Raw genomic sequence first — 17604 nt, 5'->3', positions numbered from 1 at the left:
GCGAATCATCATGCAAGACATCTCCTACTACACCGCCGGCGACGGCGCCCGCATCGCCTACCGCTACGATGGCCGCGCGGACCTGCCCACGCTGGTGCTGGCGAACTCCATCGGCACCACCCTGCACATGTGGGACGCGCAGATTCCCGCGCTGACCCGCCACTTCCGCGTGCTGCGCTACGACTACCGCGGCCATGGCGCGTCCAGCGTGCCGCAAGGCCCCTACTCTCTGGACCGCCTGGGCCGCGACGTGCTGGAGCTGATGGACGGGCTGGGCGTCGAGCACGCGCATTTCCTGGGCTTGTCGCTGGGCGGCATCGTCGGACTATGGCTGGGCGTGCACGCGCCGCAGCGCATCGACCGCCTGGTCCTCAGCAATACCTCGGCCTATCTGGGACCGGCGCCGCAATGGGACGAGCGCATCGCCGCCACGCTGCGGGCAGAGAACATGTCGGAAACGGCCGAGACCTTCCTGAAGAACTGGTTTCCCGCGGCCTGGCTGCAGCAGAGCAATCCCGCCGTCGAACCGTTCCGCGCCATGCTGCTGGACACCGACAAGCATGGCCTGGCGGGCGCATTCGCCGCGGTGCGGGACTTCGACCTGCGCCGCACCATGGCGCTGATCCCCAATCCGACGCTGGTCATCGCCGGCCAGCACGACACGGTCACCGCGGCCAGCCACGGCGAGCAGATCGCCGCAACCATCCCCGGCGCCAGGCTGCTGACGCTGCCGGCCGTCCATTTGGCGAACATCGAACTGCCCCAGGCCTTCGAGGCCGCGGTGCTGGAGTTCCTGCTCGAAGGCTGAAGAGCTAGTCCGCGCCGCGCTCCCAACGGCGCTGGATGGCCTTGGCCGCGACCACGCCGTCGGCCATGGAGGTCACCACGCAGGGATGCATGCGGTGCGCCACCTCGCCCACGGCGTAGATGTCGGGCACGCTGGTCTCGGCGGTGGCGAAGTCCGTGCGGATGTAGCCGCGCTCGTCGCGGGCCAGGTGCAGGCTGTCGGCAAAGCCGGCCTGAGGCTCCCAGCCGTAGAAGACCAGGATCAGGTCGTACTGCTTGCCGTCCACGCTGCGGGTGGCGGGGTCCACCTTGTATGGGCCGATATGCACGCCTTCGCGGCCGGCGCGCGTCACCCATTGCTGTTGGGCGCGGACGCTGCGGGCATAGAGATGCACGCTGCGGGCGCCGCGGTTGCGCACGTAGACGTAGTTTTCGAAGGCGTTGTCGCCCCCGCCCAGCACCGCCACCGACAGGCCCGAATAGTCCTGCGCCACGATGGGCGAGCCCGGGCCGATCAGCACGCCGGGCCAGGATGCGCCCGGCGGGTGGTCCGGCAGCCCCTTGGCGCGCACGCCCGAGGCGATCACCAGGGTGCGCCCGCGCACCAGGGATTCGGCGCCGTCTGCGTCTGCCAGCGTCGCCTCGATGCCGCCTTTGCAGGGACGCACCCCGGTTACGCGGGTTTCCAGGCGCACCGGCACGCCGGCCGCGCGCACGCTGGCGTCGATGTTGGCAGCCACCTGCTGTCCGGTCACGCCCGGCAGCACGGCGATCCAGTCGTCGGCGAAGGGATTGTCATTGCCCAACCCGCCCAGCCGGGGGCCAGCCTCGACCAATAGCGGGGACAGGCCCAGGCGCGCCAACCACAGGGCGCAGGAAGCGCCGGCCGGGCCGCCGCCTACAATGACCGAATCGTGCATCTGTTGCATTTCACCCCTTATTGACTGCGCCGGCGCCTCACGGACGCCCGGCATGGCCGGATTGTAGCCAGCGCGCCGCCCCCGTTCCGCTGTCGCCTTACAATTCCGGGCTACCCCACCCAGGTTTTCATCATGCCTACACGCCGCATCATTCTTTCCGGGCTTGCGCTCGACGCCCGCATCGGCATCCTCGAGCACGAGCGCCGCGCCACCCAGCCCCTGCATGTCGACGCCGACTTCGACGTGGACATCCAACGCTCGGTCGACGACCACGACATCCACAGCGTGCTGGACTACCGCCGGCTGCGCGAGGCCATCGTGGAAGAATGCACGCAGGCGCACGTGAACCTGATCGAAACCCTGTCGGAGCAGGTCGCGGCGCGCCTGCTGGCCGACTTCCAGGAAATCCGCGCGCTGCGCCTGCGCATCAGCAAGCCCATGGCCTTTTCCGACTGCGCGGCGGTAGGCGTGGAAATCCAGATCACGCGTTGACCATGAACGATATCGCTACCCCTGAGGTGCGCTTTCGCACCGAGGCCGAAGAAAAGGCCCGCCACGAAGGCAACAAGCTGACCAAGCGCCTGGCCCGCGAAACCACGCGCGCCCTGTCCGACTACAACATGATCGAAGCAGGCGACCGCGTCATGGTCTGCCTGTCGGGCGGCAAGGATTCCTACGCGCTCCTGGACATCCTGCTGCAGCTGCAGAAGCGCGCCCCCTTCAAGTTCGAGCTGATCGCGGTCAACCTGGACCAGAAGCAGCCGGGCTTTCCCGACCACATACTGCCGCAGTACCTGACGGAACTGGGCGTGCCCTTCCACATCGAGACGCAGGATACGTATTCCATCGTCACGCGCGTGCTGGAAGAGGGCAAGACCATGTGCTCGCTCTGTTCGCGCCTGCGCCGCGGCATCCTGTACCGCGTCGCCTCTGAACTGGGCGCGACCAAGATCGCGCTGGGCCATCACCGCGACGACATCCTGGGCACGTTCTTCCTGAACCTGTTCTACGGCGGCAAGGCCAAGGGCATGCCGCCCAAGCTGGTGTCCGACGACGGCCGCCACACGGTGATCCGCCCCCTGGCCTATGTGCCGGAAACCGACCTGATCGCCTACGCGGAGCTCAAGCAGTTCCCCATCATTCCCTGCAATCTCTGCGGTTCGCAAGAGAACCTGAAGCGCAAGGAAGTGGGCCGCATGATCAAGGAATGGGACAAGCAGCATCCGGGCCGCTCGTGGAACGTGTTCAACGCGCTGTCGCGCGTGGTGCCTTCGCACTTGATGGACCGCGACCTGTTCGACTTCGTGGGTTTGAAGCCTACTGGCCAGCCGGACGTCAATGGCGACACGGCGTTCGACGCCGAGGATCCGCAGGAAGATGCTGGCGAAGCCTGTGGCGATACGCCGCAACCGCTGGAGCCCGGCGCCATTGTCGAAAAGAAGGTGACGTTCACGCGCAGCTGAAAACTGCGCGCAGAAATGAAAAAGGCTGCCCTGCGCAGCCTTTTTCATTTGCAGGCGCTACGCCTACGCGTTCAGCACGCGGATGGGCTTGCCGGCTTTCCACGCCTTCACCGCTTCCAGCGCATTCTGATAGAAGGCTTCGAAGTTCTCGCGGCTGACGTAGCCCAGGTGCGGCGTCAGGATCACGTTGTCCAGGTCCCGCACGGAATCCGTGGGCGACAGCGGCTCTTCGGGATAGACGTCCAGGCCGGCGCCGGCGATGCGGAACTTCACCAGCGCGTCCATCAAGGCTTCCTGGTCCACCAGGCCGGCGCGCGAAGTGTTGACCAGGTACGCGGTCGGTTTCATCGCGGCCAGCGCGGCCGCGTCGACCACATGGCGGCTGCGCTCGGACAGGATCAGATGCAGGCTGACCACGTCGGACGTGGCGAAGAGTTCGTGCTTGTCCACCCGCTTCACGCCCGCCGCCTCGGCGCGCTCGTCGGTCAGGTTGGGGCTCCAGGCCACCACGTCCATGCCGAAGGCCAGGCCTACCTTGGCGACCGCCGCGCCCAGCTTGCCCAGGCCCAGCACGCCCAGGCGCTTGCCTGCCAATGGTTCAGGCATGGCCGTCTGCCACATGCCGCGGCGCATGGCCGCGTCTTCGGCCGGCAGGTGCTTGAACAGGCCCAGGATGTGCGCCCAGGCCAGTTCGGCCGTGGCGGTGTTGGCGTCGGCGCTGCCGGGCGCGCCGCAGACGATGATGCCCTGCCCGGCGCAGGCCTGCATGTCGATAGCGTTGTTGCGCATGCCGGTGGTGACCAGCAGACGCAGGTTCGGCAGGGCGCGGATCCGCTCCGCGGGGAACGGCGTGCGCTCGCGCATGGCGACAATCACGTCGTAGGGTTCAAGCGTGGGCTCGACCTGTTCTTCGGGAATGAAGTTGTTGAAGATCTGCACCTCGGCGTCACCGCCCAGCGAGGTCCAATCCGCATAGCGCTTGGCTACGTCATGGTAATCGTCGAGTATTGCGATTTTCAAAAGCTGTCTCCGGGGGCTTGGCGCCTGTGGCGCCAGCCTCCCGGCCGGCGCCGCGCGCCGGTCAGTTCAAGCGGGCTTTGAATTGCTCCAGCGGCAAGGCGCCGCTGACGCGCGAGCCGTCTGCAAAGAACGTGGTCGGCGTGCCGCGCACCATCAGCTTCTGGCCCAAGGCCAACAGCTTGTCCTCGGGCACGTCGCAATTGGCGGTGGCGGGCTTCTTGCCGCGCAGCATCCAGTCATCCCAGGTGGCGCCCGGGTCCTTCGAGCACCACACATCGCGCACCTTGTCCTTGGAATCGGGCGACAGGATGGGATAGAGGAAGGTGTAGACGGTGATGTTGTCGACGTTTTCCAGCGTCTTGCGCAATTGCTTGCAGTAGCCGCAGTTGGGGTCTTCGAAGATCGCGACCTTGCGCGAACCGTCGCCCTTGACCTGCTTGATGGCGAGATCCAGCGGCAACTGGTCGAACGACACGGCGCTCAGGCGTTCCTGCGTTTCGCGGGTGACGTCGCGGCGCGTCATGGCGTCGATCAGCGGACCTTCCATGACCCACGTCACTTTTTCATCCGTGTAGATGAGGTCCATGCCCAGCTGCACTTCGAACAGGCCGTAGGGCGTGCGGCGCACGGCCGTGACGTCCATGCCGTCGAAACGCTGGCGGAAACGCTCCTTGACCGCGTCCGCCACGGGATCGGCCGGCGCCACCTGGGTGGTGGAGTAGCTCTTGTCGCCCTTGGCGGGCTGCCCCACGGACTGGGTGGAGACAGACTTGTCGCCCTGGGCCGCCGCGCCGGCGGACATGCCCAGGCCCGCGGCCAGGAAACAAGCCGCCAAGGTGGCGGATATGCGGAAATTCATCGGTACTCCTGTACTCATCTATCGTGTTCTTGTGCGGAAAGGGTAACCGATCCGCGCCTGGGCGAATCCGGTCTGCGGGCAGGCGCCCCCTAAGGATCAGACAATCCGCCCGCGGGCGAGGTTCCGCGGGACGGATCCGGCCCTAGTTGGCCGAGGCCCCGGTTATCAGGCGGCGCTTGATCAAAGGCGCCCGCTCTACCCAGTGCATGCCGGCATTGCGCAGCCAGACCAGCGGCGTCGCCCGCGACGCGAACAGCTTGTGCAAGCCGTCAGTGGCCAGGCGCATGGCCAGCACCGGCTCGGCGCGCGCGCGCTGGTAGCGGTGCAGCACGCGCAGGTCGCCCGCCGAGCGATAGGCTTCGCGGCCCGCGACCACGCGGGCCAGCGCCTCGACGTCGCCCAGGCCCAGGTTCAGCCCCTGGCCCGCCAGCGGGTGCAGGCGGTGGGCCGCGTCGCCCGCCAGCGCGATACCCGGCGCAACCATCTGGGCGCGCTCCAGCGTCAAGGGAAAGCCATGCAGCTTGCTGCGGACCTTCAGCGCGCCCAGGCGGCCTTCGGCGGCGTCGGCCAGCAGGGTTTCGAGGCGAGCGGCCTGCTCCTCGGGCGGCAGGGCCAGCAGTGCCTGGGCCAGCTCGGTGCGCATGGACCAGACCATGGAAACCTGCGGACCGGCAGAGGTATCGGGCAGCGGCAGCAGGGCCAGCACGCCGTCGTCTCGGAACCACTGGAAAGCGGTGCCCTGGTGCGGACGCTCAGCGTCCAGGTGCACCACCAGGCCCGTGTCGTCGTAGGACACGGATTCATGCTTCAGGCCGGCGGCCTCGCGCAGCGGCGACGCCGCGCCATCGGCGCCCACGAACAGCTCGGCCTCGATGCGCGCGCCGCTTTCGGTGTCGATGGCGCCGTCGCGGTAACCCGTGCAGCGGTCCTCCAGCCACGGGATGCCGAACATGCGGACCGCCTGGATCAGCACGCGCTCGATTTCGCCGGACTCGACGATCCAGGCCAGCTGCGGCAGCGCCGCCTGCCAGGCGCTCAGGTTCACCTGGCCGTCGGCGTCGCCGTGGATTTCCATGGCGTTGACCGGCGTCAGCCGGGACGCGGGCATGGCGTCCCACACGCCGAGCTCGGCCAGGAAACGCTGGCTGGCGGGTGAAATGGCGTAGACGCGCGGGTGGTAGCGGTCGGGATCGGCCGGCGGCACGCTGGCGCGCGGCGCCAGCACGGCCACGCGCTGGCCGCGGCGGGCCAGCGCCAGGGCAGTGGACAGGCCGACGATGCCGGCCCCGCAAACGACGATCTGATGGCTCATCTTGCGCTCGGCTCCCCGGCCTGTTTCGGCCACAGCACCCACATCTGGCCGCGTTGCTTCATGCGGCCGGCCTGCTGGCCGGCGTCGTCGCCGTAGCCCCAGTAGAAGTCGGCGCGCGCGGCGCCGCGGATGGCCGTGCCCGTGTCCTGGGCCAGCACCAGGCGCTGCAGCGGCCGGTCGGACGCCGGATAGGTCGTGGCCAGGAACACCGGCGTGCCCAGCGGCACGAAACCCGCGTCGACCGCGATCGAACGCATGGGGGCCAGCGGCACCGCGTAGGCGCCCTTGGGACCTTGTTCCGGATCGACCACCGCCTCTTCGCGGAAGAACACCACCGCCGGGTTGGCGTTGAGCATTTCCGGCACGCGCTTGGGATTGCGCTGGGCCCAGGCGCGGATGTTCTGCATGGAAGCCTGGTCGGCCGACAACTCGCCGCGGTCGATCAGCCAGCGGCCGATGGAGGCGTAAGGCTGGCCGTTGTGGTCGGCATAGGCCACGCGGATGGTCTTGCCGGAATCGGGACCGTCGGTCAGCTGCACGCGGCCCGAGCCCTGCACCTGCAGGAAGAAGTTGTCGACGGGGTCATCCACCCACACCAGCACAGGCGGACGCCGGCCGGAGGACTCGATGGCGGCGCGCGAGTCATAAGGCACCACCCGCTTGCCGTCCAGCTTGCCGCGCACGCGCTTGCCCGCCAGTTCCGGATAGATCGAGCCCAGGTCGATGGTCAGCAGGTCCGCGGGCACGGTGTACAGCGGCCATTGATGGCTGCCGCCCTGGCGGCGCGAGCCGCGCACCAGGGGCTCGTAATAGCCTGTCACGGTGTTGGTGGCCGGCTTGCCGTCGGCGGCGTTCAGACGCCAGGGCTGCAGATAGGTCTGCAGGAAGCGGCGCACGCCCTCGCCATCGCCCGCGGCAGGCGCGCGGGACGGATCTGCGGCGGCCGCGCAGACCGGCTGCCAGGCCCGCGGCGTGGCGCGCGCGGGCGCGGCCAGGTTGCCGCTGGTCGGCCGCATCAGGCCGCGGCAATTGCGCAGGAACAGAGGCCAGAAGCGCGACAGGTCATCGTTGGTCCAGCCGGGCATCTCGGCCCAGTTGGCCGCCTTGTACTTGCCAGCCAGCGCACGCGGCGGAGTATCGGGCAAGGACGCCAGCGACGGCACCACCAGCGGGCCGTCGGCCGCGGGCGCGGACGGGCCGGGGATGCCGGTCGAACCGGAGTCGGGAGGAATGTCAGAGGGGGTGGAACATGCCGCCAGCAATACGGACAGCACGGACAGACTGAGAATGCGCTTCATGAGCAAATGAAAAAACGTGCGACGGATGGCCGGGCCATTCAATGCAGGGTACGCGGCATGGCCAGGACGAATTCGGAGATCGGCACTTCGAACGGTATGCCGTTCTCGCCGACGCAGTGGTAGGTGCCGCGCATCGTGCCCACCGGCGTGGGCAGGGGACAGCCGCTGGTGTACTCGAAGGTTTCGCCGGGCGCGAGCAAGGGCTGCTGGCCCACGATGCCCAGCCCGCGCACTTCCTGCACGCGCTGGTTGCCATCGGTGATGATCCAGTGGCGGCTGATCACCTGGGCGGGATGCTCGCCGGTATTGGTGATGCGGACGGTATAGGCGAACACGAACTGCTGTTCGCCAGGATCGGACTGTTCAGGCACGAAGCGCGGAGAGACAGAGACGCTCAGGTCGTAAGGTTTCACAGTCCTTCCCTGTGTGGTGCTGGCGGGCGGCCGTGGTACGGCGCCGGACGCTGGAAAAGACGCGGTTCCCGGACCCGCCGGGCCGGGCCATTCCCGGTACCGCGCCTCAAACTGCAATAATGGCACATTATGCCCTCCCCGATCCCGAACATCATGTCTACCCAACAGGCTTCCACCCGCATCACCCCCAGCATCCTGTCGGCCGACTTCGCCCGCCTGGGCGAGGAAGTCCGCAACGTCGTCGCCGCCGGCGCCGACTGGATCCACGTGGACGTGATGGACAACCACTATGTCCCCAATCTGACCATCGGCCCGATGGTGTGCGCGGCCATCCGCCCCCACGTCCAGGTGCCGATCGACGTGCACCTGATGGTGGAACCGGTGGACGACCTGGTGCCGATGTTCGCCAAGGCCGGCGCCGACTACATCAGCTTCCACCCTGACGCCAGCCGCCACGTGGACCGCACGCTGTCGCTGATCCGCGAAAACGGCTGTAAGGCCGGCCTGGTGTTCAACCCCGCCACCCCGCTGTCCTACCTGGACTACGTGATGGACAAGATCGACCTGATCCTGATCATGTCGGTGAATCCGGGCTTCGGCGGCCAGAGCTTCATCCCCGGCGCGCTGACCAAACTGCGCGAGGCGCGCGCGCGCATCGACGCCTGGACGCAGGCCGGCGGCCAGGAAATCGTGCTGCAGGTCGACGGCGGCGTGAAGATCGACAACATCGCTGAAATCCGCCGCGCCGGCGCCGATACCTTCGTGGCCGGCTCCGCCATCTTCGGCAAGCCGGACTATGCCGGCATCATCAAGTCCATGCGCGAACAGATCGCCATCGGCGAAACCACCGCCATCTAAGCTCCGGGAACCGACATGACCGCTTTTCGCGCCGCGCTGCTGGACCTGGACGGCACCCTGCTGGATTCGATTCCCGACCTGGCCTTCGCCGCCAACGCCATGCGCGTGGAGCTGGGCATGTCGCCGCTGCGCGAAGACGTGGTGGCCACCTTCGTGGGCAAGGGCGTGGACAACCTGGTGCGCCGCAGCCTGGCCGGCAGCCTGGACGCGGTCGACCCCACCGCCGCCGAGTTCGATGTCGCCCGCGCCGCCTTCTATCGCCATTACCACCTGTCCAATGGCGAAAAAGCGCAGATCTACCCTGGCGTCATCGACGGCCTGAAGCTCATGCGCGAGCAAGGGCTGAAGCTGGCCGTCGTCACCAACAAGCCCACCGAATTCACCCTGCCGCTGCTGCAACGCACGGGCCTGGCGGGCTTTTTCGATGCCGTGGTCTGCGGCGACACCTGCGAGCGCCGCAAGCCCGATCCGGATCAGGTGGTGCATGCCTGCGACCTGCTCGGCGTCGCTCCGCACGAAGCCGTGACCATCGGCGATTCCGTCAATGACGCGCAGGCGGGCCGCAGCGCCGGCACCCAGGTCCTGGTCGTGCCTTACGGTTACAACGAAGGCCGGGACGTGCGCGAGCTGGATGTCGATGGTATAGTTGACACGCTAGTCGCCGCCGCCCAGTGGGTCGCGCTCTGGAATCAAAACCAGAACGCGGCAAAAACAGGCTCCTGAACAACGGCGGCTCACCGCGAATTCAATACTGAACAAAGCTCAATGAACGTTTCCATCCAGAACCAAATGCTCGGCGCCTCGTGGCGCTGGTGGCGTTTGTCTTCCGGGTGGCGATGATCCCTCCCGGCCCTGGACGCGTATGCCGCCTAGTGCCGTAGCTGTGTAAACACAGAGCCAAGCCCGGAACCAGTAACCTGGACCGGGCTTTTTTGTTGCGCGCCTGGTCCGATAGCAGATAAATCGCTCACGAGACCCGACATGACCGAAATCGAATTCAAGGCCCTCGCCGCACAAGGCTACAACCGCATCCCCCTGGTCGCCGAAACCTATGCCGACCTGGACACCCCGCTGGGCATCTACCTGAAGCTGGCGCACGCCGGCCCCCAGGGCGGGCGCATGACCTGCCTGATGGAGTCGGTGGTGGGCGGCGAACGCTTCGGCCGTTATTCCTTCATCGGCCTGCCGGCCCGCACGGTGATCCGCGCCAGCGGCACCCGCACCGAGGTGCTGCACGACGGCAAGGTCGCCGAAACCCATGACGGCGATCCGCTGGCCTTCATCGAGCAATACCAGAGCCGCTTCAAGGTCGCCCTGCGTCCCGGCATGCCGCGCTTCTGCGGCGGCCTGGCGGGCTACTTCGGCTACGACACCGTGCGCCACATCGAGCCCTGCCTGGGCCCGGCGGTCAAGCCGTTCCCCGCCGGCATGGAAGGCGGCACGCCCGACCTGATGCTGATGCACGTGGACGAGCTGGTCATCGTCGACAACCTGGCCGGCCGCATCTACCTGATGGTCTACGCGGACCCGGGCCAGCCCGAGGCCTACAGCCGCGCCCAGCAGCGCCTGCACGACCTGCGCGCCCGACTGCGACGCCCGGTGGAAATTCCCTACAGCCACGCCAGCATGCAGACCGAAGAGCGGCGCGACTTCAAGAAGGAAGACTATCTGGCGGCCGTGCACCGCGCCAAGGAACACATCGCCGCCGGCGACCTGATGCAAGTGCAGATTGGCCAGGTCATCGCCAAGCCCTTCCGCGATTCCCCCCTCTCCCTCTACCGCGCCCTGCGGTCGCTCAATCCCTCCCCCTACATGTACTTCTGGAACTTCGGCGACTTCCAGGTGGTCGGCGCGTCGCCGGAAATCCTGGTGCGCCAGGAACGCGTGGTGGAAAACGGCGAACCCAAGTCGCAGATCACGATCCGTCCCCTGGCCGGCACCCGCAAGCGCGGCGGCACGCCCGAGGAAGACGCCGCCCTGGCCGCCGAACTGAAGGCCGATCCCAAGGAAGTGGCCGAACACGTGATGCTGATCGACCTGGCGCGCAACGACGTGGGCCGCGTGGCCCAGGTGGGCTCGGTCAAGGTCAGCGACACCATGGTGATCGAACGCTATTCGCACGTGATGCACCTGGTGTCCAACGTCACCGGCACGCTGAACCCGGGCATGAGCAGCATGGACGTGCTGCGCGCGTCCTTCCCCGCAGGCACCCTGACCGGCGCGCCCAAGGTCGAGGCCATGAAGATCATCGACGAACTGGAACCCGTGCGCCGCGGCATCTACGGCGGCGCGGCCGGCTACCTGAGCTACGGCGGCGAAATGGACGTGGCCATCGCCATCCGCACCGGCGTCATCAAGGACGGCACGCTGTACGTGCAGGCCGCCGCCGGCATCGTGGCCGATTCCAACCCTGAAGCCGAATGGGCCGAAACCGAAGCCAAGGCCCGCGCGGTGCTGCGCGCGGCGGAGCAGGTGCAGCACGGCCTGGACGAGCCCATCTGAGGCCCCGCCCCCACCGGACATATCCGGGCCGCCGGGCGGCCCCACAGGAGAATTAAATGCTGTTGATGATCGACAACTACGACTCTTTCACCTACAACCTGGTGCAATACTTCGGTGAACTGGGCGAAGACGTGCGCGTGGCGCGCAACGACCAGATCACGCTGGAAGAGATCGCCGCCATGAACCCGGACCGCATCTGCGTGTCGCCCGGCCCCTGCTCGCCGGCCGAGGCAGGCATCTCGGTGCCCGTGATCCAGGCCTTCGCGGGCAAGAAACCCATCCTGGGCGTGTGCCTGGGCCATCAGGCCATCGGCGCGGCCTACGGCGGCGACATCGTGCGCGCGCAGCAGATCATGCACGGCAAGACCGTGCAGATCTCGCATACCGGCACGGACATCTTCACCGATCTGCCCACCCCGTACACCGTGATCCGTTACAACTCGCTGACCATAGACCCCGCGACCCTGCCCGACTGCCTGGCCGTGACCGCGACCGCGCCGGACGGCGACATCATGGGCGTGCGCCACAAGACCCTGCCGCTATACGGAGTACAGTTCCATCCCGAGTCGGTGCTCAGCGAGCACGGCCATGCCCTGCTCCGCAATTTCCTGAACCTCGCCTAAGAAGGACGCATCGTGACTATTTCCCCCGCCGAAGCGCTGACGCGCTGCATTGAACACCGCGAAATCTTCCACGACGAAATGCTGCATCTCATGCGCATGCTGATGCGCGGCGAAATGTCGCCGCAGATCGCAAGCGCCTTGCTGATGGGCCTGCGCGTGAAGAAAGAGACCATAGGCGAAATCACCGCCGCCGCACAGGTCATGCGCGAATTCGCCACGCCCGTGGTCACGCCCAACCCCGCCGACCTGCTGGACATGTGCGGCACCGGCGGCGACGGCAGCCATACCTTCAACATTTCCACCACCGCCATGTTCGTGGCGGCGGCGGCCGGCGTGCCGATCGCCAAGCACGGCAACCGCAGCGCCTCGTCGTCCAGCGGCAGCGCCGACGTGCTGGAAGCCCTGGGCGCCAACCTGGTGCTGACGCCCGAACAGGTGGCCGAGTGCATCCAGGCCACCGGCATCGGCTTCATGTTCGCGCCCGCCCACCATGGCGCCATGAAGAACGTGGCCGCCGTGCGCAAGGAACTGGCCGTGCGCACCATTTTCAACATCCTGGGCCCGCTGACCAATCCGGCCGGCGCCGCCAACCAGTTGATGGGCGTGTTCCACCCCGACCTGGTCGGCATCCAGGTGCGCGTGCTGGAACGCCTGGGTTCGCGCCACGTGCTGGTGGTGCACGGCAAGGACGGCATGGACGAGGCCTCGCTGGGCGGCGCCACCCTGGTCGGGGAACTCAAGGACGGAAAGGTCCTCGAATATGAGATCCATCCCGAGGACTACGGGCTATCCATGATGTCCAACCGCAGCATCAAGGTGTCCAATCGCGAACAATCGCGCGAGCTTGTCATCGAGGCGCTCGAAAATGTCGAGGGCACCGCCCGCGACATCGTCGCGCTCAATGCGGGACTCGCCATTTATGCTGGCAATAAGGCCGATTCCATTCCCGAGGCATTGGCTCTAGCATTTGAACTTATCTCCACCGGCGCGGCGCGAGCCAAGCTGGAAGAATTCTGCGCATATACCCGGAAATTCCTGAAATGAACGATATTCTCGCGAAGATCCTCGCCGTCAAGGCCGAGGAAGTCGCCGCCGCTCGCCAGATGCGCAGCGAAGCCGAAGTCCTGCGCGAAGCGCAGGCGCGGCAGGACGTGCGTGGCTTTGCCCAAGCCATCGAAGACAAGATCTCGCAAGGCAAGCCCGGCGTCATCGCCGAAATCAAGAAGGCCTCGCCGTCCAAGGGCGTGCTGCGCGACCCTTTCAATCCCCCGGAAATCGCCGCCACCTATGCGGTGCACGGCGCGGCCTGCCTGTCGGTGCTGACCGACGTGCAGTTCTTCCAGGGCTCCCACGACCATCTGCGCCAGGCGCGCGCGGCCTGCTCGCTGCCGGTGCTGCGCAAGGACTTCGTGATCGATCCCTACCAGATCATCGCCGCGCGCGCCATGGGCGCGGACTGCGTGCTGCTGATCGTGGCCGCGCTCAGCCCGGCGCAACTGCGCGACTATGAAACGCTGGCGATGGAACTGGGCATGGACGTGCTGGTGGAAGTGCACGACGCCAAGGAACTGGACGTCGCGCTGACCATGAAGACGCCGCTGCTCGGCATCAACAACCGCAACCTGCGCACCTTCGAGACCAGCCTGTCGAACACCCTGGACCTGCTGCCCCGGATTCCCGCGGGCAAGCGCGTCGTAACCGAAAGCGGCATCCTCAAGCCGGAAGACGTGCAGCTGATGCGCCAGCACAAGGTCGACGCCTTCCTGGTGGGCGAAGCCTTCATGCGCGCCAAGGATCCGGGCGCGGAACTTGCGCGCCTGATGGGCTGACCGGCCGGCCCGGGAGCCCATGGACACCACCTTCCTGCTCAATTTCATCCAGGTCATCGAGCAGGGTTCGATCGCCGAGGTTGCGCGCAAGAACGGCCTGACACCGGCGGCGGTCAATCAGCGCATCAAGAAGGTCGAGGACGAACTGGGTTTCAAGCTGGTGGTGCGTTCCGGCCGCACCGTCAAACCCACGGTCGAAGGCGCGCAGATCCTGGCGCAGGCCAAGCACGTCATGGAAGAGGTGCGCAACCTGAAGGCCGCGTCCCAGGGGCCGGTGGTGTTCGGCCACCTGACCCTGGGCGCGTTCGATTCGGCCATGACCACGCTGATGCCCACGCTGCTGGCGCGTCTCATCGACCGGCATCCCAATCTCGAAATCAGCCTGGTCAAGGGCTATTCCGTCAATCTCTACAGCAAGATCTGCGACGGAGAGATGGACGCGGCACTGATACTGCAGCCGCAGTTCCAGATGCCCAAGAACCTGGAATGGCGCCGGGTGCGTGACGAGCCGCTGGTGGTGCTGGCGCCGGCCTCGCTCGCCGAGACCGACCCGCACCAGCTGCTGCGCGCCAATCCGCTGATCTGCTATGACCGCAAGCTGTGGGGCGGGCAGCTCGCCGCCAACTACTTCCGCCAGCACAGCATACGGCCCAAGATACGCATCGAAACCGCTTCCATCGAGGTCATCGCGCTGCTGGTAGGCCAGGGACTGGGCGTGTCCCTGGTGCCGGACGGCGCAGGCGAACTGCGCCCGGACTCCGGGCTGCGCAAGATCCCCCTGCCGGACGACGAGCACTTCCGCAGCGTCGGCCTGCTATGGAACCGGCAATCGGTCCGCGCCGCCCTGATCGAGGAAATATACGAGATCGCGCGGGCCGCCTGAGGCGGGGCCTCAGCAGGTTCCCTCGGCGCCCAGGATGACCGTGGACTGGCTGGACAGCGTGCCGCCGTTGCCGTGCGCCAGGGCCAGGCGCGCATCCCGGACCTGGCGCTCGCCCGCCTGGCCGCGCAACTGGCGCACCGCTTCGATCACCAGGAACACCCCGTACATGCCCGGATGGACGCAGGACAACCCGCCCCCGTTTGTGTTCACCGGCAGCCTGCCACCCGGCGCAATGCCGCCGCCGCGCACGAAGGCCCCGCCCTCGCCCTTGGCGCAGAATCCCAGGTCTTCGAGGAACAGGATGGTGTTGATGGTGAAGGCGTCGTATAGCTGCGCCACGTCGATGTCGGCTGGACGATAGCCGGCCATTTCGAACGCCAGCGCGCCCGACTGGCGCGCCGCGGTGGTGGTCAGGCTCTCCATCGCGGATATCTGGCGGTTCCATACGGCGGTCGCGCTGCCCAGGATGTAGGCGGGAGGCTGTGGCAGATCCCGGGCGCGGTCGGCCCGCGTCATCACGAAGGCGCCCGCGCCATCCGTCACCAGGCAGCAATCGCGGACAGTCAGCGGATCCGATACCCGGCGCGCGCTCAGCACCTCATCAATTGATAGTGGATCGCGCGAATATGCTTCGGGATTGAGTTGCGCCCAGCGGCGCGCCGCCACCGCAACTTCGGCCAAATCCTCGCGCCGGGTGCCAAACTCGTGCATGTGGCGCCTGGCGGCCAGCGCGTAGGCGCTGGGCGGATTCAAAGGTTCATACGGCATTTCGTAGGGCTGAGGGTCCAGCGCCTTGCGCGTGGCCGCAATCGCCGAGCGTCCGACGGCAGCTGTCTTCTGCGCGCTGCCGTAGCAGACCAGCACGGCATTGCACTGCCCCGAATCCAGCGCATGGGCCGCGGCCAGGATGTAGGACATGAAGCTGGAGCCGCCCAGGCAGGTTCCATCGATGTAGGTGGGGCGGATGCCCAGGGTCTCGATGACGGACATAGGCCACATGCTGGCCGCCACGCTGGAGGTCGCGATGCCGTCGATGTCGCGCATCTGCAAGCCCGCATCCCGCACCGCCGCATGGGCGGCCCGCACCAGCAGCTCCATGTCCGTGTAGCCCGGCGCCTGGCCGAGGCCGAAGTGGCCAACGCCGGCGATGACCGTCTTACCCCGCAATTGCCGGTAGTTCATTGCTGCGCCTCCTCGAACAACACGGCGGCGGCGCCGTCGCGTTCGCCGATTGCGGCCCTTACGGCCATGCCGATGCGCACCTGGTCAGGCGGCATGCCCACGACGTTGGACATCATCCGCACGCCCTCCTCCAGATCGAGCAGCGAAACGTTGTAGTCGCCGCCGGCCTCGGGCTTGCGCGCGACAGTGGTGCAACTGTAGACAATGGCCCGACCCGTCGGTGCGACCCAGGTCAGCGCCTCGCTGCCGCAATGTGGGCAGATTTCGCGCGGCTGGAACACGTGCCGCGCGCAATCGGCGCAGCGCTGGATCAGGAAGCGGCCCTGCGCCAGGTGGTCGAAGTACTGCTTCTGGGTGCCTGCATTGGCGGCTGCGCTGTTCATCGCGATTCTCCCTGGCTTGCGGGCTGCTGCAGCGCCGCGATTTCAGTGTCGCTGCATCCGAGCCTGGCGCTCAGGACGCTCTGCGTATCGGCTCCCAGCAAGGGAGCCGCGTTGCGGTAGGCGACCGGGCTTTCCGAGAAACGCATCGGACTGCGGACCTGCGGCACGCTTCCGCAGACTGGGTGCGGCAACGAGAATTTCAGGCCGCGGGCGCGCACCTGCGGATCCTCATGAACCTGGGCGATGTCGTTGATCACGCCTACCGGCACGCCTGCGGCATCCAGCAGGCCGACCCATTCGTCGCGGCCTCGCGTGAGAAACAGCCGCTCGAGTTCGGGAATGAGCACGCCCTTGGCGAGCACGCGCCCGGTATTGGTCAGGTAGCGCTCATCTTCAGCCAGATCGGGCCGGCCCGCCGCGGCGCAAAATTTCTGGAACTGACCGTCGTTGCCAACGCCCAGCACCACATGCCCGTCCGCCGCCTCGAACACCTGATAAGGGGCCAGGTTGACATGCGCGTTGCCTTCACGGCGGGGCACCTCGCCCGACAGAAAGTAGTTGAAGTTCTGCACGCCCAACGCCGCCACCTGGCAATCCAGCATGGAGATATCGATGTGTTGGCCCAGGCCGCTGCGGCCGCGCTCATGCAGCGCCGCGAGGATGGCGCTGGTGGCGTACATGCCCGCCATCAGGTCGGCGGCGGCGTTGCCGGCCTTCTGCGGACCGCCGCCAGGCAGCGCGTCCTTTTCCCCAGTGATGCTCATCAGACCGCCCAGCGCCTGGATCACGAAGTCATAACCGGGCTTTTCCGCGTAGGGACCGTCCTGGCCGAACCCCGTGATGGAGCAATAGATGAGCCTCGGGTTCAGCTCCCGCAGGCTGGCGTAGTCCAGGCCGTACTTGCGCAGGCCGCCCACCTTGAAATTCTCGACGAAGATGTCGCATCCGGCTGCCAGCCGGCGCACCGCGTCCGCGCCAGCCTGGGTTGCGATGTCCAGGGCCAACGACTTCTTGTTGCGGTTGGCGGCCAGGTAATACGCCGACTCCTGCGTGCGCCGGCCTTCGGCGTCCATCAGATTGGGCGGCCCCCAGCCGCGGGTGTCGTCGCCCGATAGCGGGCGTTCGATCTTCAGTACTTCGGCGCCCAGGTCGGCCAGGTTCTGCGTGCACCAGGGACCCGCCATGATGCGGGTCATGTCCAGCACGGTGATGCCGCTAAGCGGAGGTTCTCTGTTAGACATAGGATGTGTGTACGTGGATGACGGAAGGGAAA

The 17604-nt window shown here is 66.9% G+C and carries 19 protein-coding genes; 10 read left to right on the top strand and 9 right to left on the bottom strand.

The genetic code is table 11. The annotated features are described in order from the left end of the window. Positions 1–10: 10 nt before the first annotated feature. Positions 11–808 (top strand): 3-oxoadipate enol-lactonase, encoded by a 798-nt coding sequence (pcaD, locus tag IB257_RS09330; protein ID WP_192492215.1) that lies wholly within the window; start codon positions 11–13, stop codon positions 806–808. A 4-nt stretch (positions 809–812) separates the two neighbouring features. Here the strand turns inward: pcaD and IB257_RS09325 are convergent, their stop codons facing one another. After that, a complete protein-coding gene (locus IB257_RS09325; protein ID WP_192492214.1) occupies positions 813–1715 on the bottom strand; it encodes an NAD(P)/FAD-dependent oxidoreductase in 903 nt (300 codons plus the stop codon). A 123-nt stretch (positions 1716–1838) separates the two neighbouring features. On the opposite strand from IB257_RS09325, the gene folB reads away from it, so the two are divergent. Further along, complete coding sequence (gene folB, locus IB257_RS09320; RefSeq protein WP_008164827.1) at positions 1839–2198, top strand: dihydroneopterin aldolase; 360 nt, start codon at positions 1839–1841, stop codon at positions 2196–2198. Between the two features lie 2 nt (positions 2199–2200). Beyond that, on the top strand, positions 2201–3169 hold the full coding sequence (gene ttcA, locus IB257_RS09315; RefSeq protein ID WP_192492213.1) for a tRNA 2-thiocytidine(32) synthetase TtcA: 969 nt from the start codon (positions 2201–2203) through the stop codon (positions 3167–3169). A gap of 63 nt (positions 3170–3232) precedes the next feature. Here ttcA and IB257_RS09310 read toward each other — a convergent pair whose 3' ends face one another. From IB257_RS09310 to apaG, 5 genes are all read right to left on the bottom strand, one after another. After that, positions 3233–4189: a D-2-hydroxyacid dehydrogenase family protein gene (locus tag IB257_RS09310; RefSeq protein WP_125473354.1), complete on the bottom strand. Its 957-nt coding sequence runs from the start codon at positions 4187–4189 to the stop codon at positions 3233–3235. A 61-nt stretch (positions 4190–4250) separates the two neighbouring features. Next, positions 4251–5048, bottom strand: a complete 798-nt coding sequence (locus IB257_RS09305; RefSeq protein ID WP_125473353.1) for a DsbC family protein — start codon at positions 5046–5048, stop codon at positions 4251–4253. A gap of 142 nt (positions 5049–5190) precedes the next feature. After that, positions 5191–6360, bottom strand: a complete 1170-nt coding sequence (locus tag IB257_RS09300; protein ID WP_054455232.1) for a UbiH/UbiF family hydroxylase — start codon at positions 6358–6360, stop codon at positions 5191–5193. Further along, positions 6357–7658 (bottom strand): murein transglycosylase A, encoded by a 1302-nt coding sequence (locus IB257_RS09295; RefSeq protein ID WP_054455234.1) that lies wholly within the window; start codon positions 7656–7658, stop codon positions 6357–6359. The genes IB257_RS09300 and IB257_RS09295 overlap by 4 nt, the downstream gene beginning before the upstream one ends. A 38-nt stretch (positions 7659–7696) precedes the next feature. Beyond that, positions 7697–8071 (bottom strand): Co2+/Mg2+ efflux protein ApaG, encoded by a 375-nt coding sequence (gene apaG, locus IB257_RS09290; RefSeq protein ID WP_039882644.1) that lies wholly within the window; start codon positions 8069–8071, stop codon positions 7697–7699. A gap of 129 nt (positions 8072–8200) precedes the next feature. Here apaG and rpe point away from each other — a divergent pair, with 129 nt between their 5' ends. The 7 genes from rpe (at position 8201) to IB257_RS09255 (ending at position 14766) form a co-directional block, all read left to right on the top strand. Next, a complete protein-coding gene (gene rpe, locus IB257_RS09285; RefSeq protein ID WP_054455236.1) occupies positions 8201–8929 on the top strand; it encodes a ribulose-phosphate 3-epimerase in 729 nt (242 codons plus the stop codon). Between the two features lie 15 nt (positions 8930–8944). Continuing rightward, a complete protein-coding gene (locus IB257_RS09280) occupies positions 8945–9652 on the top strand; it encodes a phosphoglycolate phosphatase (RefSeq protein ID WP_192492212.1) in 708 nt (235 codons plus the stop codon). Between the two features lie 258 nt (positions 9653–9910). Then, positions 9911–11431 (top strand): anthranilate synthase component I, encoded by a 1521-nt coding sequence (gene trpE, locus IB257_RS09275; RefSeq protein WP_054455241.1) that lies wholly within the window; start codon positions 9911–9913, stop codon positions 11429–11431. Positions 11432–11487: 56 nt separating this feature from the next. Further along, the gene (locus IB257_RS09270) at positions 11488–12054 is read left to right on the top strand and encodes an aminodeoxychorismate/anthranilate synthase component II (RefSeq protein WP_042795593.1); all 567 of its coding nucleotides are present in this window, start codon (positions 11488–11490) and stop codon (positions 12052–12054) included. Positions 12055–12066: 12 nt separating this feature from the next. After that, positions 12067–13098 carry an anthranilate phosphoribosyltransferase gene (gene trpD, locus IB257_RS09265; RefSeq protein ID WP_054455246.1) on the top strand — a complete coding sequence of 344 codons (1032 nt, stop codon included), beginning with the start codon at positions 12067–12069 and terminating at the stop codon, positions 13096–13098. Further along, complete coding sequence (gene trpC, locus IB257_RS09260; protein WP_054455247.1) at positions 13095–13883, top strand: indole-3-glycerol phosphate synthase TrpC; 789 nt, start codon at positions 13095–13097, stop codon at positions 13881–13883. The genes trpD and trpC overlap by 4 nt, the downstream gene beginning before the upstream one ends. A 19-nt stretch (positions 13884–13902) precedes the next feature. Continuing rightward, complete coding sequence (locus IB257_RS09255; RefSeq protein ID WP_054455250.1) at positions 13903–14766, top strand: LysR family transcriptional regulator; 864 nt, start codon at positions 13903–13905, stop codon at positions 14764–14766. A 9-nt stretch (positions 14767–14775) separates the two neighbouring features. Here the strand turns inward: IB257_RS09255 and IB257_RS09250 are convergent, their stop codons facing one another. From IB257_RS09250 to IB257_RS09240, 3 genes are read right to left on the bottom strand one after another with little or no spacing between them, the layout of a single operon-like run. Beyond that, positions 14776–15948: a thiolase gene (locus IB257_RS09250; RefSeq protein ID WP_054455252.1), complete on the bottom strand. Its 1173-nt coding sequence runs from the start codon at positions 15946–15948 to the stop codon at positions 14776–14778. Then, entirely contained in the window at positions 15945–16331 is a 387-nt protein-coding gene (locus IB257_RS09245; RefSeq protein WP_192492211.1) for a Zn-ribbon domain-containing OB-fold protein, read from the bottom strand. Before IB257_RS09245 ends, IB257_RS09250 begins: the two co-directional genes overlap by 4 nt. Further along, positions 16328–17572, bottom strand: coding sequence for a CaiB/BaiF CoA-transferase family protein (locus tag IB257_RS09240; RefSeq protein WP_125473349.1), 1245 nt, complete (start codon positions 17570–17572; stop codon positions 16328–16330). The genes IB257_RS09245 and IB257_RS09240 overlap by 4 nt, the downstream gene beginning before the upstream one ends. Between the last annotated feature and the right edge of the window lie 32 nt (positions 17573–17604).

The organism is Achromobacter sp. ACM03 (assembly GCF_014851665.1).
GTDB lineage: Bacteria > Pseudomonadota > Gammaproteobacteria > Burkholderiales > Burkholderiaceae_B > Achromobacter > Achromobacter aegrifaciens.
Note: the sequence above shows the minus strand (reverse complement) of the source record. Positions and strands in the feature narration are given on the sequence as shown.

Coding starts and splice junctions, on each gene's coding strand:
- IB257_RS09255 (WP_054455250.1), top strand. CDS start 13,903: ATGGACACCACCTTCCTGCTCAATTTCATCCAGGTCATCGAGCAGGGT.
- trpE (WP_054455241.1), top strand. CDS start 9,911: ATGACCGAAATCGAATTCAAGGCCCTCGCCGCACAAGGCTACAACCGC.
- IB257_RS09300 (WP_054455232.1), bottom strand. CDS start 6,360: ATGAGCCATCAGATCGTCGTTTGCGGGGCCGGCATCGTCGGCCTGTCC.
- IB257_RS09325 (WP_192492214.1), bottom strand. CDS start 1,715: ATGCAACAGATGCACGATTCGGTCATTGTAGGCGGCGGCCCGGCCGGC.
- rpe (WP_054455236.1), top strand. CDS start 8,201: ATGCCCTCCCCGATCCCGAACATCATGTCTACCCAACAGGCTTCCACC.
- IB257_RS09250 (WP_054455252.1), bottom strand. CDS start 15,948: ATGAACTACCGGCAATTGCGGGGTAAGACGGTCATCGCCGGCGTTGGC.
- IB257_RS09280 (WP_192492212.1), top strand. CDS start 8,945: ATGACCGCTTTTCGCGCCGCGCTGCTGGACCTGGACGGCACCCTGCTG.
- IB257_RS09245 (WP_192492211.1), bottom strand. CDS start 16,331: ATGAACAGCGCAGCCGCCAATGCAGGCACCCAGAAGCAGTACTTCGAC.
- IB257_RS09240 (WP_125473349.1), bottom strand. CDS start 17,572: ATGTCTAACAGAGAACCTCCGCTTAGCGGCATCACCGTGCTGGACATG.
- ttcA (WP_192492213.1), top strand. CDS start 2,201: ATGAACGATATCGCTACCCCTGAGGTGCGCTTTCGCACCGAGGCCGAA.
- IB257_RS09295 (WP_054455234.1), bottom strand. CDS start 7,658: ATGAAGCGCATTCTCAGTCTGTCCGTGCTGTCCGTATTGCTGGCGGCA.
- folB (WP_008164827.1), top strand. CDS start 1,839: ATGCCTACACGCCGCATCATTCTTTCCGGGCTTGCGCTCGACGCCCGC.
- IB257_RS09305 (WP_125473353.1), bottom strand. CDS start 5,048: ATGAATTTCCGCATATCCGCCACCTTGGCGGCTTGTTTCCTGGCCGCG.
- pcaD (WP_192492215.1), top strand. CDS start 11: ATGCAAGACATCTCCTACTACACCGCCGGCGACGGCGCCCGCATCGCC.
- IB257_RS09270 (WP_042795593.1), top strand. CDS start 11,488: ATGCTGTTGATGATCGACAACTACGACTCTTTCACCTACAACCTGGTG.
- trpC (WP_054455247.1), top strand. CDS start 13,095: ATGAACGATATTCTCGCGAAGATCCTCGCCGTCAAGGCCGAGGAAGTC.